The 15,585-nt window shown below is 62.5% G+C and carries 17 protein-coding genes; 11 read left to right on the forward strand and 6 right to left on the reverse strand.

Annotated elements, in window-relative coordinates; genetic code table 11:
• The first annotated feature begins 100 nt into the window (after positions 1–100).
• Genes NKJ04_RS27175 through NKJ04_RS27185 form a run of 3 tightly spaced genes read left to right on the forward strand, consistent with a single transcriptional unit; the run spans position 101 to position 4,494 of the window.
• Positions 101–562: an endonuclease domain-containing protein gene (locus NKJ04_RS27175; protein WP_352678262.1), complete on the forward strand. Its 462-nt coding sequence runs from the start codon at positions 101–103 to the stop codon at positions 560–562.
• Positions 559–3,129 carry a GcvT family protein gene (locus NKJ04_RS27180; protein ID WP_352678265.1) on the forward strand — a complete coding sequence of 857 codons (2,571 nt, stop codon included), beginning with the start codon at positions 559–561 and terminating at the stop codon, positions 3,127–3,129. The genes NKJ04_RS27175 and NKJ04_RS27180 overlap by 4 nt, the downstream gene beginning before the upstream one ends.
• A 9-nt stretch (positions 3,130–3,138) precedes the next feature.
• The gene (locus tag NKJ04_RS27185) at positions 3,139–4,494 is read left to right on the forward strand and encodes a M24 family metallopeptidase (protein WP_352678267.1); all 1,356 of its coding nucleotides are present in this window, start codon (positions 3,139–3,141) and stop codon (positions 4,492–4,494) included.
• On the opposite strand, the gene NKJ04_RS27190 is transcribed toward NKJ04_RS27185, so the two are convergent.
• Complete coding sequence (locus NKJ04_RS27190) at positions 4,459–5,286, reverse strand: phosphate/phosphite/phosphonate ABC transporter substrate-binding protein (RefSeq protein ID WP_352678270.1); 828 nt, start codon at positions 5,284–5,286, stop codon at positions 4,459–4,461. The genes NKJ04_RS27185 and NKJ04_RS27190 overlap by 36 nt on opposite strands.
• Before the next feature lie 91 nt (positions 5,287–5,377).
• Positions 5,378–6,388, reverse strand: a complete 1,011-nt coding sequence (locus NKJ04_RS27195; RefSeq protein ID WP_352678273.1) for a fatty acid desaturase — start codon at positions 6,386–6,388, stop codon at positions 5,378–5,380.
• A gap of 229 nt (positions 6,389–6,617) precedes the next feature.
• On the opposite strand from NKJ04_RS27195, the gene NKJ04_RS27200 reads away from it, so the two are divergent.
• On the forward strand, positions 6,618–7,475 hold the full coding sequence (locus tag NKJ04_RS27200; protein WP_023812292.1) for a helix-turn-helix domain-containing protein: 858 nt from the start codon (positions 6,618–6,620) through the stop codon (positions 7,473–7,475).
• 134 nt (positions 7,476–7,609) lie between these two features.
• Entirely contained in the window at positions 7,610–8,632 is a 1,023-nt protein-coding gene (bmt, locus tag NKJ04_RS27205; protein ID WP_352678355.1) for a betaine--homocysteine S-methyltransferase, read from the forward strand.
• Between the two features lie 15 nt (positions 8,633–8,647).
• Here the strand turns inward: bmt and NKJ04_RS27210 are convergent, their stop codons facing one another.
• From NKJ04_RS27210 to NKJ04_RS27220, 3 genes are all read right to left on the reverse strand, one after another.
• Positions 8,648–8,917, reverse strand: coding sequence for a hypothetical protein (locus NKJ04_RS27210; protein WP_023812294.1), 270 nt, complete (start codon positions 8,915–8,917; stop codon positions 8,648–8,650).
• Positions 8,918–9,125: 208 nt separating this feature from the next.
• Positions 9,126–11,240: a YfbK domain-containing protein gene (locus tag NKJ04_RS27215; protein WP_352678276.1), complete on the reverse strand. Its 2,115-nt coding sequence runs from the start codon at positions 11,238–11,240 to the stop codon at positions 9,126–9,128.
• 2 nt (positions 11,241–11,242) lie between these two features.
• Positions 11,243–11,803 (reverse strand): RNA polymerase sigma factor, encoded by a 561-nt coding sequence (locus tag NKJ04_RS27220; RefSeq protein WP_352552469.1) that lies wholly within the window; start codon positions 11,801–11,803, stop codon positions 11,243–11,245.
• A 155-nt stretch (positions 11,804–11,958) separates the two neighbouring features.
• On the opposite strand from NKJ04_RS27220, the gene NKJ04_RS27225 reads away from it, so the two are divergent.
• The 6 genes from NKJ04_RS27225 (at position 11,959) to NKJ04_RS27250 (ending at position 14,351) form a co-directional block, all read left to right on the forward strand.
• Positions 11,959–12,282, forward strand: coding sequence for an ArsR/SmtB family transcription factor (locus NKJ04_RS27225; RefSeq protein ID WP_352552471.1), 324 nt, complete (start codon positions 11,959–11,961; stop codon positions 12,280–12,282).
• The gene (locus NKJ04_RS27230; protein ID WP_128303959.1) at positions 12,279–12,704 is read left to right on the forward strand and encodes an SRPBCC family protein; all 426 of its coding nucleotides are present in this window, start codon (positions 12,279–12,281) and stop codon (positions 12,702–12,704) included. The genes NKJ04_RS27225 and NKJ04_RS27230 overlap by 4 nt, the downstream gene beginning before the upstream one ends.
• Positions 12,705–12,758: 54 nt before the next feature.
• Positions 12,759–12,980 carry a hypothetical protein gene (locus NKJ04_RS27235; protein ID WP_352678280.1) on the forward strand — a complete coding sequence of 74 codons (222 nt, stop codon included), beginning with the start codon at positions 12,759–12,761 and terminating at the stop codon, positions 12,978–12,980.
• A 12-nt stretch (positions 12,981–12,992) separates the two neighbouring features.
• Positions 12,993–13,433 carry a DUF1801 domain-containing protein gene (locus NKJ04_RS27240; protein ID WP_352678282.1) on the forward strand — a complete coding sequence of 147 codons (441 nt, stop codon included), beginning with the start codon at positions 12,993–12,995 and terminating at the stop codon, positions 13,431–13,433.
• An 82-nt stretch (positions 13,434–13,515) separates the two neighbouring features.
• Positions 13,516–13,908, forward strand: coding sequence for a VOC family protein (locus NKJ04_RS27245; RefSeq protein WP_128303956.1), 393 nt, complete (start codon positions 13,516–13,518; stop codon positions 13,906–13,908).
• Positions 13,909–13,949: 41 nt separating this feature from the next.
• On the forward strand, positions 13,950–14,351 hold the full coding sequence (locus NKJ04_RS27250) for a DUF1801 domain-containing protein (protein ID WP_128303955.1): 402 nt from the start codon (positions 13,950–13,952) through the stop codon (positions 14,349–14,351).
• A 2-nt stretch (positions 14,352–14,353) separates the two neighbouring features.
• On the opposite strand, the gene NKJ04_RS27255 is transcribed toward NKJ04_RS27250, so the two are convergent.
• The gene (locus tag NKJ04_RS27255; protein WP_352552477.1) at positions 14,354–15,532 is read right to left on the reverse strand and encodes a BaiN/RdsA family NAD(P)/FAD-dependent oxidoreductase; all 1,179 of its coding nucleotides are present in this window, start codon (positions 15,530–15,532) and stop codon (positions 14,354–14,356) included.
• Positions 15,533–15,585 lie beyond the last annotated feature (53 nt).

A 15,585-nucleotide genomic window follows, 5' to 3' on the forward strand; every position in this document is an offset into this window, starting at 1 on the left:
GCCAAGGTCCGGGCGGCCGCCCGGACCTTGGCTCAATCGCTCTAATCCCACGAAATCTCTCTCGTGTAGATACAAGGTGGCGCCGCGCAGCGGGGACGGAGTGGGGGAAGCCGTTCATGAAACGCGCAGCCGCCGAAAAACAGGCACAACTCGGCGAGCGAGAAAACTCAGGCAAGGCGACAATCAAGCCGAAGCGCTGCTTTGGCTTGAGTTAAAAGCCCGCAAGCTTGGCGGTTACAAGTTCACGCGACAGTTCTCTATCGAACCATACTACGCTGACTTCGCTTGCCGCGAAAATTGGCTTGTCGTGGAAATCGACGGGCACCAACACGCCGGCAGTTCATATGACCGCCACCGCGACGACTTCATGCGCGCTCAAGGCTATTCGATCCTGCGTGTTTGGAACCATGACGTCCTGAAACATCGCACGTCGGTCTGTGAAACCATCCTCGCCGCGCTTGATGGCAGGCTGGCCGAGAACATCGCTGCATCCGATCTCCGCTTTGTCTTCACACCCCGCTCACCCGATTCAATCTCTTCAAAAACGGACCTATCTAGATGAAATCTCACGTAAAAGCGGTTGTCATCGGCGGCGGCGTCGTCGGCTGCTCGGTTCTCTATCATCTGGCCAAGGCCGGCTGGACCGACATCATGCTGATCGAGCGCTCGGAGCTCACCTCCGGCTCGTCCTGGCATGCGGCGGGAGGCTTCCACACGCTGAACGGCGACCCCAACGTCGCCAAACTGCAGGCCTATACGGTGCAGCTCTACAAGGAGATCGAGGAAATATCCGGCCAGTCCTGCTCGCTGCATTTGACCGGCGGCGTGATGATGGCCGACACGCCGGAGCGCATGGATTTCCTGCGCCTTGCCCATGCCAAGGGCCGCTATCTCGGCATGGACACAGAGCTGATCACCCCGTCCGAAGCCAAGGCTATGTTCCCACTGATGGACGAGACCAATTTCGTCGGCGCCATGTGGGATCCGGTGGAAGGCCATCTTGATCCGTCGGGCACCACCATCGCCTACTCCAAGGCGGCAAAAAAACTCGGCGCCGAGATCGTGCTGCGCAACCGCGTCGTCGAACTTACGCAGGAGGTCGACGGCACCTGGAACGTCGTCACCGAACAGGGCACGGTGAAGGCCGAGCATGTCGTCAATTGCGGCGGCCTGTGGGCGCGCGAGATCGGCCGCATGGTCGGCGTCGAGCTGCCGGTTCTGGCCATGGAGCACATGTATCTCTTGACCGAGCCGATGCCGGAGGTCGAGGAGTTCAACAAGTCGACCGGCCGCGAAATGATCGGCGTGCTCGACTTCAAGGGCGAGATCTACACCCGCCAGGAGCGCAACGGCATCCTGCTCGGCACCTATGAGAAGGCCTGCAAGCCGTGGTCGCCGGTCAACACGCCGTGGGATTTCGGCCATGAATTGCTGCCGCCCGACCTCGACCGCATCGCGCCGTCGCTGGAAATCGGCTTCAAGCATTTCCCCGGCATCGAGAAGGCCGGCATCAAGCAGATCATCAACGGCCCCTTCACCTTCGCGCTCGACGGCAACCCGCTGGTCGGCCCGGTGCAGGGCCTGACCAATTTCTGGTGCGCCTGCGCCGTGATGGCCGGCTTCAGCCAGGGCGGCGGCGTCGGCTTGGCGCTGTCGAACTGGATGGTCCATGGCGATCCCGGCTTCGACGTCTGGGGCATGGATGTCACCCGCTTCGGCGAATGGGCTGGCCTGCGCTACACCAACGCCAAGGTGCGCGAAAACTATTCGCGCCGCTTCTCCATCCGCTTCCCCAATGAGGAACTGCCGGCAGCACGCCCGGCGCAGACGACGCCGCTCTACGACACCATGCTGGCCAACAACGCCGTCATGGGCGACTCCTGGGGCCTCGAAACGCCGCTCTGGTTCGCACCTGAAGGCAGGGAACCCAGGGATATCATCTCCTTCCACCGCTCCAACGATTTTGGGCCGATCGGCGAGGAAGTGCGCGCCACGCGTGAGCGTGTCGGTGTCACCGAGATCGCCAATTTTGCCAAATACGAAGTCTCGGGACCCGCGGCCGAGGATTTCCTCAACCGGCTGATGACCAACCGCATGCCGAAGACCCGCCGCATCGTGTTGACGCCGATGCTCAACGAGTTCGGCAAGCTGATCGGCGACTTCACCATCGCCAAGGCGGCAGAAGACCGCTTCATGATCTGGGGCTCGTCGGCGGCGCAGAAATACCACATGCGCTGGTTCGAGAAGCACCTGCCGAAGGACGGAACGGTGCGCATCCACCGCTTCGACCAGACCCTGGTCGGCCTGTCGATCGCCGGGCCGAAATCACGGGACTTGCTGCAGAAACTGGTCGATGTCGACGTCTCGACAAAAGCCTTCCGCTTCATGGATTTCCGCGAGATGGCGGTTGGCGGGGCGCCCTGCATGGTCAACCGCATCACCTACACCGGCGACCTCGGCTATGAAATCTGGATGGCGCCGGCCTACGAGCGCCTGGTTTACAAAGCGATCAAGGACGCCGGCGAGGAATTCGGCCTTGTCGATTTCGGCATGCGCGCTCTGCTCTCCATGCGCCTCGAAAAGAATTTTCCGACTTGGTTCCGCGAGTTGCGGCCGATCTACGGACCGTTCGAAGGCGCGATGGACCGCTTTATCAAGCTCGAGAAGAACGACTTTATCGGCCGCGAGGCCGCCGCCAAGGAACAGGCCGAGGGGCCAAAGCTGCGCCGCGTCTCCTTCATCGTCGATGCCGCCGACGCCGATGTCATGGGCGACGAGCCGATCTGGGCCAAGGTCAGCAAGGACTATGGCACGGTGGAAAGGCCGCATGGCTATGGCGCGCCGCGCTTCGACAAGGGCGGCAAGGAAATACGTGGCTCCAAGGCTACCGAAGGCGCTTCCGCCGTGCGGGGTATCGTCGATGGCGACTGGCGCGTGGTCGGCTGGGTCACGTCAGGCGGCTATGCGCATTATGTGCAGAAGTCGATGGCGCAGGGCTACGTCCCCGCAGCGCTTGCCGAGGACGAAAGTGCCGGGCTGTTCGAGATCGAGATCCTCGGTCACCGGCGCCCGGCCCGCATCAACGTCGAAGCGCCTTTCGACCCGAGCGGCGAGAAGATGCGGACCTGAGGTTCGACCATGGACAGCGCGGGGCCGAAGGGCAGCTTTGGCCGGCATCGCAAGATCATGCCGTTCGAAGCCGACTCGATCGAAGCCTTGCGCGACGCCTCCCGCCAGAAGGCGGCTTCGCTCAACCAGCATGTGCTGGGCTACGGTGCGCAGGCCGAGGCTGAATGGGCCGCGGCAGGCATTGCCGCTCCCGACCTCCCCGCGATGCGCCACTACCGGCTGGAGCGTATCCGCGCCGAGCTGAAGCGGCGCGGCTATGCCGGCGCCCTGCTCTACGACCCCGTCAACATCCGCTACGCCACCGACTCGACCAACATGCAGCTGTGGGTGGCGCACAACCCGACGCGGCATTGCTTTGTCGCCACCGACGGCCCGGTGGTGCTGTTCGACTATTTTTCCTGCGAGCACCTGTCCGATCATTCCGGCGTCGTCGACGAGGTGCGGCCGGCGGTGTCGTGGATGTACCTCTATAGCGGCGAGTTGACCGAGCAAAAAGTCCGCCGCTGGGCCGCAGGAATAGCCGATCTGGTGAAAGAGCATGGCGGCGGCAACAGCCGCATCGCCGTCGATCACATCAACCCGGAAGGCGTCGAGGAACTGGCGCGGCTTGGTATCTCCATCGGCAATGGCGAAGCGGTGATGGAAAATGCGCGGCTGATCAAGTCGCCTGACGAAATCCTCGCCATGCGCCGCGCCATCGTCGCCTGCGAGGCGGCGATGGGCGAAATGGAACAGGCGCTGAAGCCTGGCATTTCCGAAAATGAGTTGTGGGCGGAACTGCATCGCGGCAACATCGCGCGCGGCGGCGAATGGATCGAGACCCGGCTGCTGACGTCAGGCCCGCGCACCAATCCGTGGTTCCAGGAATGCTCGTCACGCAAGATTGTATCAGGCGACCTCGTCGCCTTCGACACCGACCTGATCGGCCCCTACGGCTTCTGCGCCGACCTGTCGCGGACATGGCTGTGCGGCGATGCAAAGCCGACCAATGAACAGCGCGACCTGTTCCGTATCGCCGCCGATCAGATCGAGCACAACACGGCACTGATGCAGCCGGGCATCTCGTTTCGCGACCTCGTCGAGCGCTCGGCCGTGCCACCGGGAGACTGCTTCCCGACGCGATACGGCGTGCTCTATCATGGCGTCGGCCTGGCCGACGAGTATCCGACACTACCGCATGCCAGCGACTGGACATCGGACACGCCGGACGGCGTGCTGGAACCGGGCATGGTCCTGTGCGTGGAAAGCTATATCGGCCGGCTTGGCGGGCGCGAAGGCGTCAAGATCGAGGAACAGATCCTGATCACCGAGACCGGCAACGAACAGCTCTCAACCTACCCGTTGGATGCGAGGCTGCTCGGCTAGCCCGGCAAGGGCCTCGCGCAACGCCCCAACCGTCTTTTCCGGTGTCACCGCGGCGGTGATGTAAGGCAGGCCTTTGCGCCGCCCGGTCCAGCCGATGACCACCACCTTTTTCGCCGCCGGCTCGAAACGCTGCGCCAGTGCCCAGCTCTCGCAGTCGATGGCCGCTATATCGGCCTTGCCCTCGGCAATTGCCACGATCGAGGAACGGTGCCCACCGCTTTCGCTGCGCGAGGCAAAGAGGTCAAGGCTCTCGCCCATCGCCTCCAGGTCGCGCGTCAAACCGAGGAACCCCGACATCGAATCGAGGCTGTTGAAGGTGAAGCGCTTGCCACGGATGCGATCGAGTGGGACCAGCGGGCTGCCGTCGTTGGGCGAGGCTACCGACGGCGCGCCATCCGCCAGCATGACGATAGCGCTGGAATAGAGCTCGCCCTGCCCGCCTTCGTAGGCGTCGTAGCTTGGCTGGGCGACCACCTGCACATGCATGGACAGGCCGAGTTCCATCGGCCCCCAGCAGGTCTGCGCGAACAGCAGCGCCGGGTGCAGCCACAGTCTGTGAAAATCGAGTTCGTCCGGCGGCAATGTCGCTGGATCGGGTGCGATCAATGCACCGGCAGCATCACGAATTCCGCCCGGCACCGGCGGCAGGTCACCATTGCGACGCGCGATGGTTTCCGGCGCGTCAATGCCCTTTCCCCGGAAAGCATCGCGCAGCAGCACCCATTGCGCGTCGACCTCGCCGCGCACTTCGGGCCAATCATACATCGGCAACGCCGCAACCAATTCACTCATGCCGATATCAAATCATCATGTCTGGAAAAAGGATCGCAAAAACGCGGCGTCCAATCAGAATTGGCCGACACGGACCCCCGGATAGGCCGGATTATTCCTTGGGCGGCTCGGCGGGAACCGGCGCACTGCCAAGCCCGCTGATGCTGCGCGCCCTGATGCGCGGCTTGAAGGCCCTGCCCGGCTCGGCTTGACGCCGCAGCACCGGGTGCACGATCGGCTCTTTTGCCTTGAAGGCGTAAGCCTTGATCAGCGCGAAATAGTTCGGATAGGCATAGCCATTGTTCATCCGCAGCCATTCCTCACGGCGGTCACGAAACAGCTTGGGCAGCTTGTACCAGGCCACGGTCGGGGTCTTGTGGTGGACGAAGTGCAGATTGTTGTTGAGGAACAGGAACGACAGCGGCGAACGCTCGACGATCACCGTGCGACCTTCCGGATGTTCCGACCATTGATGCTCGGCGAACGTGCGGATCGAGATCAGCGACTGGCCGAGCCAGACCGGCACGAGAATGTAAAGCCACAGCGGGATGCCGAAGCCGAACTGGACGATCGGCAGCACGACGGCAAGGCCGATCGCGTGCAGCAGCCACGCCTTGCGGATCGCCTTGTCGCCGGCGAACATCTGCTTGGCGTCGTCGATGAAGAAGCCGACGCAGGACAGCCACGGGCCGAGCACGAAGCGGCCGGCCATGGTGTTGTTGATCTTGAGCAGGAATTTCATCGTCGGCGGCAGCTCGTCATGCTGCCAGAGCGCCTGGTAATAACTCTCTGGATCGTCCAACGGGTCGGTCAGCCGCTCGTCGGCGTGGTGGCGCAGATGGATGGTCTTGAAGCGGCGGAACGGCCAGACCAGACCGATCGGCAGGAACACGAAGGCTTCGTTCACCCGCGCGTTGCGTGTCGGATGACCGTGCAGCACTTCGTGCATGATCGACGATTGCAGTGCAGCGGTGAAAGCCAGCACGGCGAGCGCCAGGACGGGATAGGATGGCCAGAGCAGAAAACCGGTGGCGAGCCATGTTGCGTAGCAGAAGAAGGCGAGTATCACGGTCGGCCACTCGATGGCCGGTACGCTGTGTCGCCTGATGCTCTTGCTCGTCATGCTATCGACCACTGTCCCTCAGTCGCCGGAACCCCAATTGGTTCCTGACAGCATTGTGTCAGGAGAAATGATTCCACTCAACGAGACAAGGTACACAAACTGTTGCGATTGCGCATTTTTGACCGCACATGTTATACATTGTAAACAGTTCTAGAGATTCATTTACGCCTGAGGCGCGCTCGGAAGCGATTCGGCGCAAATTTTTCCTCAATCGAGGTGGAGCACGCACATGGACAAGCGCGACCTGTCGACGATCTTCCGCGAACGCCTGAAAATGCTCTTGACACGCTCCGACCTGAACCAGTCGGCCTTCGCGACCGCGGTCGGCATCGACCGCTCGGCGCTGTCGCAGCTGCTGTCCGGCGCCTCGACCCGCCTGCCCCGCGCCGAAACGCTGCTCAACATCGCCGCCGAGTTCAAAGTGTCGCTGGACTGGCTACTCGGTCTCAGCCAGGACGAGGGCCTCACCGGCGAAATCCGCGAGAGCCTGGAGATCGAGGAGGCACCCGACGGCTTCGACCGCACCCTGCTGGCCAAATGGCATGCCGAGGCGGCCGGCACCAAGATCCGCTACGTGCCTGCCGGCATTCCCGATCTTCTGCGCACCGAAGCGCTGGTCGACTACGAAGCCGGCATCACCAACAAGAGCCGCCTGGCGCAGGCCGGAGAAACGCAATACCGCATCGACTACAACAGGCGCCCGGAAACCGACATGGAAGTCTGCATGCCGCGCCACACGCTGGAGATCTTCGCCCGCGGGCTGGGTGTCTGGGACCGTTTCCCCGAAGCCGACCGGCGCGCCCAGTTGCTGCACATGGCGACGCTGCTCGACGACCTCTACCCGACCTTCCGGCTGTTTCTCTATGATGGGCGGATGCGCTATTCGATCCCCTACACCATCTTCGGCCCCTATCGTGCCGCCATCTATGTCGGCGACATGTATCTGGTGCTCAACGCCACCCAGCCGATCCAGACGCTGATCCAGCATTTCGACAATCTGATCCGGGCTGCCGACATCAATGCGCACGAGGCGTCCGGCTTTGCGCACAGGCTGGCCGGCATGTCGTTCCCAACAGGCACTGTCTGATTTTCGGCAGCCAAGATCACCACCGCGCCATGGCTCAAGGCGCCGCATGGGCGAACTCCGTCCTAGCTATTCATTGACTACACATAAAGACTTCTTTATATCCTTATCCGACTTCGAACATGAAAGCCAATCCGATGACGACCACCAACCCGATCGATGCGCTGCTGGCTGAAAAGGGCGTGCTGCTGGCCGATGGCGCCACCGGCACCAATCTATTCGCCATGGGTCTGGAGGCCGGCGAGGCGCCCGAACTGCTGAACGAGACGGCGCCCGACACCATCACCAGCCTGCACCAGAATTTCGTCGATGCCGGCGCAGACATCATCCTCACCAATTCGTTCGGCGGCACCCGTCACCGTTTGAAGCTTCACCATGCGCAGGACCGCGCGCATGCGCTGAACAAGCGCGCCGCCGAGCTTGCTCGTGCCGTCGCCGACAGAGCCGGCCGCAAGGTGATCGTCGCCGGTTCGGTCGGCCCGACCGGCGAATTGCTGGTGCCGCTGGGCGCCATGACCTATCACGAGGCGGTCGACGCCTTCGCCGAACAGATCGAGGGTCTCAAGGCCGGCGGCGCCGAAGTTGCCTGGATCGAGACGATGTCGGCTCCCGACGAGATCCGCGCCGCCGCCGAGGCGGCCATCCGCGTCGGCTTGCCCTACACCTACACCGGTTCCTTCGACACCGCCGGCCGCACCATGATGGGTCTGCTGCCGAAGGATATCCACGGCGTCACCGACGGGCTGTCGCAGGCGCCGCTCGGCGTTGGCGCCAATTGCGGCGTCGGCGCCTCCGACATCCTGGCCTCGCTGCTCGACATGATCGAGGCGAAGCCGGAAGCGACGGTGATCGTCAAGGGGAATTGCGGCATTCCCGAATTCCGCGGCACCGAGATCCATTATTCCGGCACACCCGAACTGATGGCCGACTATGTCAGGCTCGCCGTCGATGGCGGCGCCAAAATTATCGGCGGCTGCTGCGGCACCTCGTTCCAGCACCTCGCCGCCATGCGCAAGGCGCTCGACGCGCACACCAGGGCGGATCGTCCGACGGTTGCCGCGATCGTCGAACGCATCGGTCCGATGCGCAACAAGGTGGCGACGGAAAACACCGCCGAGACCAGCGAAGCCCGCCGCGAGCGCCGCCGCAGCCGGGCCTGACCCATCGGTTTTCGACTATTCGCTGTTGTCGGCGTAGCTCGACTGCGCCGACTTGAAGTCGACCACATTGTCGCCGCGCATCGTCATCAGCGCGCCTGAAGCGCTGGGGTCGGTGATCTGTTCCAGCATGATGCGGAACCGGTCGTTGGTCAGTGCCGACAGGGCGGTATGGCGCGCCTGCGCGACATCGTCACTGATACGCCTGGATTCCGATGATGGGGCCGATGAAACCGCCGAGGCGTCTGGCGCTGGGGGTATCGAGTTGGCGATAGTCCTGATCTGCAATTTCGGCTCCCTCAAGCCCAGTACACCTGTCCTGCGTAACAAGGAGAGGGTTGCCATCCAGTACCGGAAATGCCGCGCAATTTAACGACCCGGAAAATCCGCGAAAAAAGGCCGGCAAGATTTCCCTCGCCGGCCTGCCTCACCCGCCCGTAGGTCGGTTTCCCCTGTCAGAACGATCCCATCTGAAAGAAACCGGCCGTCATCACCACTACCGGTTACCGCCCAGCGCCGAGGCAAGGCGCACAAGTGAAAGGAACTCGGACCTGTACCCAAACGGGTCGGCTCCTCGAGCGGCAGTGGCGATCTCCATGATCTTGTCGTAGCCGAACTTCGCGGTCGCATCCTCGTCGCGCAGCTTCTGGCCGAAGGCGGCAACCGCGACGGAGAAGCGCTGATCGGCGCTGGCCTGGTCGAAGGACGAAATCTCGTTGGCCGAGGTCACCGGCGTGGTGATCAGCTTCGAGACGTCTTCATTCGGCAGCTTGTAGCGGATCTTGACGAAGGCATATTCGTCCGCGTTGGCGACGCCGCCATTGTCCACCGACGCCTGGCCGTAGCGCAGCGGATCGATCTGCTCGCCGCCGCTGCCGTTTGGCGTGATTTCATAGATCGCGGTAACGGAATGGCCCGAACCAATGTCGCCGGCATCGACGCGGTCATTGTTGAAATCCTCGCGGTTCAAGGCGCGGGTCTCGTAGCCGATCAGGCGATATTCCGAGACCTTGTTCGGGTTGAACTCGACCTGGATCTTCACGTCCTTTGCGATAGTGAACAACGTCGACGAAGCATCCTCGACCAGCACCTTTTCGGCCTCGGCCAGCGTATCGATATAGGCGGCGGTGCCGTTGCCGTTCTGCGCGATGGTCTGCATCATCTGGTCGTTCAGATTGCCGCGGCCGAAGCCGAACACCGACAGGAAGACACCGCTCTTGCGCTCGCTTTCGATCAGCCGCTTAAGGTCGTCGTCATCGGTCTGGCCGACATTGAAGTCGCCGTCGGTGGCGAGCATCACCCGGTTGACGCCGTCCTTGACGAAGGATTTTTGCGCCAGCCTGTAGGCTTCCTTGATGCCCGCCTCGCCGGCCGTGCTGCCGCCGGGCGTCAGATTGTCGATGGCGCTGAGGATCTTGTCCTTTTCGGACGCCTTGGTCGGCTCCAGGACTGTGCCGGCGTCACCGGCATAGGTGACGATCGAAATGGTGTCGTCGGCCTTCAGCTTGCTGACCAGCAGCCGGAAGGCCGATTTGAGCAGCGGCAGCTTGTCCGGCTCGTCCATCGAGCCCGAGACATCGATCAGGAACACCAGATTGGCCTTCGGCTGCTCGGTCGGCTTGACGTCAAAACCCTTGATGGCGACATGCATCAGCCTGGTCTGCGTGTTCCACGGCGTCGGCATGACGCTGACGGTCGAGTTGAACGGCGTCGAGGCGGAGTCCGGCCCCTTCCAGTCATAGGGGAAGTAATTGATCATCTCCTCGACGCGAACAGTATCGGCTTGCGGCAGAGTGCCTTGCTTCAGCGAACTGCGCACGAAGGAATAGGAGGCCGTGTCGACGTCGATCGAGAAGGTCGAGACCGGGTCCTCGAGTGCCGCATGCACCGGATTGGTCTTGAAATCCTCGATACGGTCGCGATTTTCCTCCTGCGGCAGCATCTGGTCGGCCGGCGCCATGGCCGGCTGTTGCGGCGCCATCAGCTTCGACTCCGCCGCCATGCGGGCTCGCGAGGTGCTGGGTACACTTGCAGCGCCATCCAGTGCGAATTCACCTGTCGGTGCCGGTGGCGCAGGCTCGGCCAGCACACCGCGCTCCAGCGCATTTTGTTGTGCAGCGCCCCCAGCAACGGTCGATTCGGATTTCTGCGGCGAGGCCGGCGCCACAAGCGCATCGGTGGCGTCGGGGCTTTCCACATCGGCGTCCGACTTCTTGTCCTTCTCCAACTCGCCGCGAGCCGGCTTCGGCTCGGCGGTCGTCGGCTTCACCGTCGTCGGCTTGTCGGCCAGCGTCTCGCTGATCTTCTCGTCGCCGCCGAATTTGGGCGGCTGTTCCCTCAGCAAATGGAAGGTGGCGTATCCGGCGATCGGCAGGGCGACGAGCCCGGCAAGGGCCGGCGTGGCAATAAGTTTCTTTTGCATGATCTCGCTCCAGAGCTTTTGTGCTCGCTCTGTGAGACGAAGCCCGCCAACCGATCCTTGGGAGACAGCAGAAATATTTTCCTGATCATAGGCGCGCAGGGCGGCCTCGAAGGCACGTGCCTTGGCATCCTTGGCGGGCGCCAGTGCTGCGATATCGCGCAGTCTGTTGAGTTCATTGTCGTCGACCATGGTCACACTTCCCCGGCCGCGCGCATCAGCGTCTTCAGCCGTTTCTTCGCTTCATGGATGTGCCAGGAAACCGTCGTCTCCGAGATCGCCATCGCCTCAGCGGCGGCCGCATGGCTCAGGCCCTCGCCATAGACCAAAAGCACGGCGTCGCGCTGCTTGTCCGGCAATCGCCGGACGGCTGCCCACAGCGCTTCGGCAGGGTCTTCCGGTTCGACCGACGCCTCGCCCGAGATCAATGCATGGACGCCATAGGCCTCGGTCTTGACGGTCTCGCGGGCGGACTTTCGCATCATGTCGCGCGCGGCGTTCATCGTCACGGAATAGAGCCATGTCGTGAAAGCGCCGCCGCCGCGATAGTCGCGGATCGCCTTGCCCAGCCTGACGCAGACTTCCTGGGCGATGTCTTCGGCATCGGCCTTCCTGCCGCACCAGCGATAGGCGGCGCGATAGACGAAGTCATAGTGCCTTTCCAGCAATGTGCTGAAGGCCCCTCTGTCTCCGCCCTTCGCCCGCCCGATCAGTTCGGCGTCGGAGGCTTCGCTCTCATCCAGCATCATAGCCATCATTTGCCTGTTGGACGAAGGCTAATGGCTAATCCTTGGGGCAATGGAAAGATTTTTTTGGAAACCGCCGGATCGTGACCGCCGACACCCCGCTTGACACATCCATATCTCGGCGGTTATACGTCAATCAATAGCCACAGGGTTATCGATCCCAGATGACGAACGCTCACGATGTCCTCTTCAGAACGCTCTCCGATCCGACGCGTCGGGCAATCTTCGAGCGCCTGTGCCGGCAAGGCGAGCAGACGGTCGGTGCCCTGACGGCTCAGTCGGGGGTCTCGCAGCCGGCGGTGTCGAAGCATCTCGGCGTGCTCAGGCAGGCCGGGCTCGTGCGTGACCGCCATCAAGGACGGCAGACCCATTACAGCGCCCAGCTCGCAGCACTTTCCCCGCTGACCGACTGGACGAACCAGATGAATGCGTTCTGGCAGAGCCGGTTCGATGATCTCGAAAATTTGCTCAAAAGAATGGACCAATGACCAACATCGCGACCGAAACGCGCTCCGTCATCGTCGAACGTGAGATCCCCTATCCGCCGGAGAAAATCTGGCGCGCGCTGACCCAGCCGCATCTCATCGAGGAATGGCTGATGAAGAACGACTTCCAGCCAGTCGTGGACCACCGTTTCAAGCTGCGAAAGGAACCGCAACCTGACGTGAGCATCGTTGTCGACTGTCAGGTAACAGCCGTCGAGCTGAACAAGACACTGTCCTACACGTGGCAGGCCTATGGCCTTGAGAGTGTCGTCACCTGGACTCTCCTGCCGACCAGCACGGGCACCCGGTTGCGCATGGAACAGTCCGGCTTCCGGCCGGATCAGGAGCAGGCGTATCGGGGCGCGACGAGCGGGTGGCGGCAGTACTTTACGAATCTGAGTCAGGTCCTGGCGCGGATAGATTGAAACCCGCCGGTGCGGATCGGTGGTTCGCGTCGGCTGTTTTGACAGGAGGAACTATTGGACTGGAACATGTGGGTTCGGCAAATTCATCGCTGGCTGTCGATCATCTTTACGCTGACCGTCATCACCAACTTCGCCACCATGGCATTCGGGCAGCCTCCCGCCTGGGTGGTCTACTCGCCGCTCCTGCCGCTCTTCCTGCTGCTGTTCAGCGGCCTGTACATGTTCGTGCTGCCCTATGCCGCCAAGGGCCGCGGCGCGCAGTGTGTCGGCGGATAGGAGTGGGGCAGAATGGCCAAGACGCAGCGGCAATCGACCAAGGCCAAGGCTGCGCCAGTGCTGCTCTCGGGCGGCAACCCGCAAATCGCCAAGGGCGATGGTGACGCCCCGGTGCAGGCCTATATCGCTGCGATGCCGGGTTGGAAGCGCGGCCTGGGCGAACGCCTCGACGCGCTCATCGAGCGCAACGTGCCGGACGTCCGCAAAGCCGTGCGATGGAACTCGCCCTTCTACGGCATCGAAGGCCAGGGCTGGTTCGTGTCGTTTCATGTCCTCACCCACTATTTGAAGGTGACCTTCTTCAGTGGCATCTCATTGCAGCCGATCCCACCTGGCGGCACGGCCAAGAGCAAGGATGTGCGCTGGATCGACATCCGCGAAGACCAGTTCGACGAGGCGCGGATGGCGGACTGGGTGAAGCAGGCCGCCGCCCTGCCCGGCTGGATCCCGTAGCGGCCGCAACGACGACTGCGACAGAAATTCGAATTCTTTCCTGCCGAAAGGCGGGGCCAAAGACGACAGAGGAAAATGAGCGATGAAGATCAAGCTGACCAGCGTGTATGTGGACAACCAGGAAAACGCACTGCGCTTCTACACCGACGTGCTGGGCTTCACCAAAAAGGCCGATTTCAGCAATGGGCCTTATCGCTGGCTGACCGTGGCCTCGGCCGAAGAGCCTGATGGGACCGAACTGCAGCTCGCGCTCAACGACAACCCGGCCGCCAAGGCCTATCAAGAAGCCATTTTCAAGCAGGGTCAGCCCGCGATCATGTTCTTCACCGACGACGTCAAGGGCGACTACGAGCGCATCAAGGCGAAGGGCGGCGCGTTCACCATGCCGCCGACCGAAGTGACCGGTTCGACCATCGTCCAGATGAACGACAGCTGCGGCAATCTCGTTCAGATCACCCAACTGACGCGCTGGTGACAGGCAGCGGTTGAACGCGTCGAGGCACAGGAAGGCACCCAATGACCCCCTCGCAACAAATCGACCAATTGATCGCCGGCCTCTCGGACTGGCGCGGCGAGACGCTCGCCCGCATCCGCAAGACCATCCTTGCAGCCGACCCGGACATCGTCGAGGAGTGGAAGTGGATGGGCAGCCCGGTATGGTGTCTCGACGGCAACATCGTGGTCGGCAACGCCCACAAGGACAAGGTGAAGCTGACCTTTTCCCATGGCGCCAGCCTGCCGGACCCCGACAAGCTGTTCAACAACGGTTTCGGCGGCAAGGTGTGGCGGGCAATCGATATCCTTGAGGGCGATAGGCTCGATGAGCGTGCTTTGAAAGACCTCGTCCGCGCAGCGATCGATTACAACCAGGCCAAAAAGAAGAAGAAGGCGACTGCTGGGACGAAGCCACGGACGTAAGTCTAGGCCGCCTGCCCCGCCACCCAGCCCGATGACCATGCCCACTGGAAATTATAGCCGCCCAGCCAACCCGTGACATCGACGACTTCGCCGATGAAAAACAGGCCCGGCACGGATTTCGCCTGCATCGTCTTCTGGTCCAGCCCGTTGGTGTCGACTCCGCCCAGCGTCACTTCGGCGGTGCGGTAGCCCTCCGAGCCGGCAGGCTTGATGCGCCAGTCATTGACTGCGGCAGTTATGGTTTTCATCTGGGCGTCGGAAAGATCGGCAAGGTTGCCGTCGATCCCGGTGCGCTCGGCGATCGACTGCGCAAGCCGCTTCGGCAGATGATTTGCCAGCACCGTCTGTACCGCTTGCCGCCCATTGCTTCGCTTGGCCACCCGAATGAGGTCCGCCACGTCAACTCCCGGCAGCATGGCGATGCGGATTTCATCGCCCTCGCGCCAATAGGAAGAGATCTGCAGGATGGACGGTCCGCTGACGCCGCGATGCGTAAACAGCATCGCTTCGGAAAACCGCGTCTTGCCGCAGGCGACTTCCGCGTCGACGGCGTTGCCGGCCAGCGGCGCCAGCCGTTCGAGCGTGTTTGCGTCGAAGGTCAGCGGAACGAGCGCCGGCCGCGTTTCGACAACAGCAAGGCCGAACCGCTCGGCAAGCTCATAGCCGAAGCCGGTCGCCCCCATCTTGGGGATCGACTTGCCGCCGCAGGCCACGACCAGCGACTGGCAAGTGACCAAGCCTGTGGAGAGGGTGAGCGCAAACCCCTCCACGGTTTTGCGGACATCCTCAACGCTGGCCGAGAGCGCCAGCTCCACGCCCCTGCCCTGCATTTCCGAGACCAGCATGTCGATGATCTGGCGTGCGGAGCCATCGCAGAACAGCTGCCCAAGTGTCTTCTCGTGATAGGCAATGCGGTGGCGTTCGACGAGGGCGATGAAATCGCGCTGCGTGTAGCGGCTGAGCGCCGAAATGCAGAAATGCGGATTGCCCGACAGAAAATTCTTCGGGCTGGCATGGATGTTGGTGAAATTGCACCGGCCGCCGCCGGAGATGCGGATCTTTTCGCCAGGCATTGCCGCATGATCGAGGATCAGCACCGAACGGCCGCGCTTGGCCGCCTCCACGGCGCACATCATTCCAGCGGCACCCGCGCCGATGATCACGACATCATAGGATTGCATCAGGCTATTCGTTCCCGCTCGACCCACTCACATGGGGCCGCGCCACTTGTGCT

This window comes from Mesorhizobium sp. M0618 (assembly GCF_040320765.1).
In the GTDB taxonomy this organism is placed as follows: domain Bacteria; phylum Pseudomonadota; class Alphaproteobacteria; order Rhizobiales; family Rhizobiaceae; genus Mesorhizobium.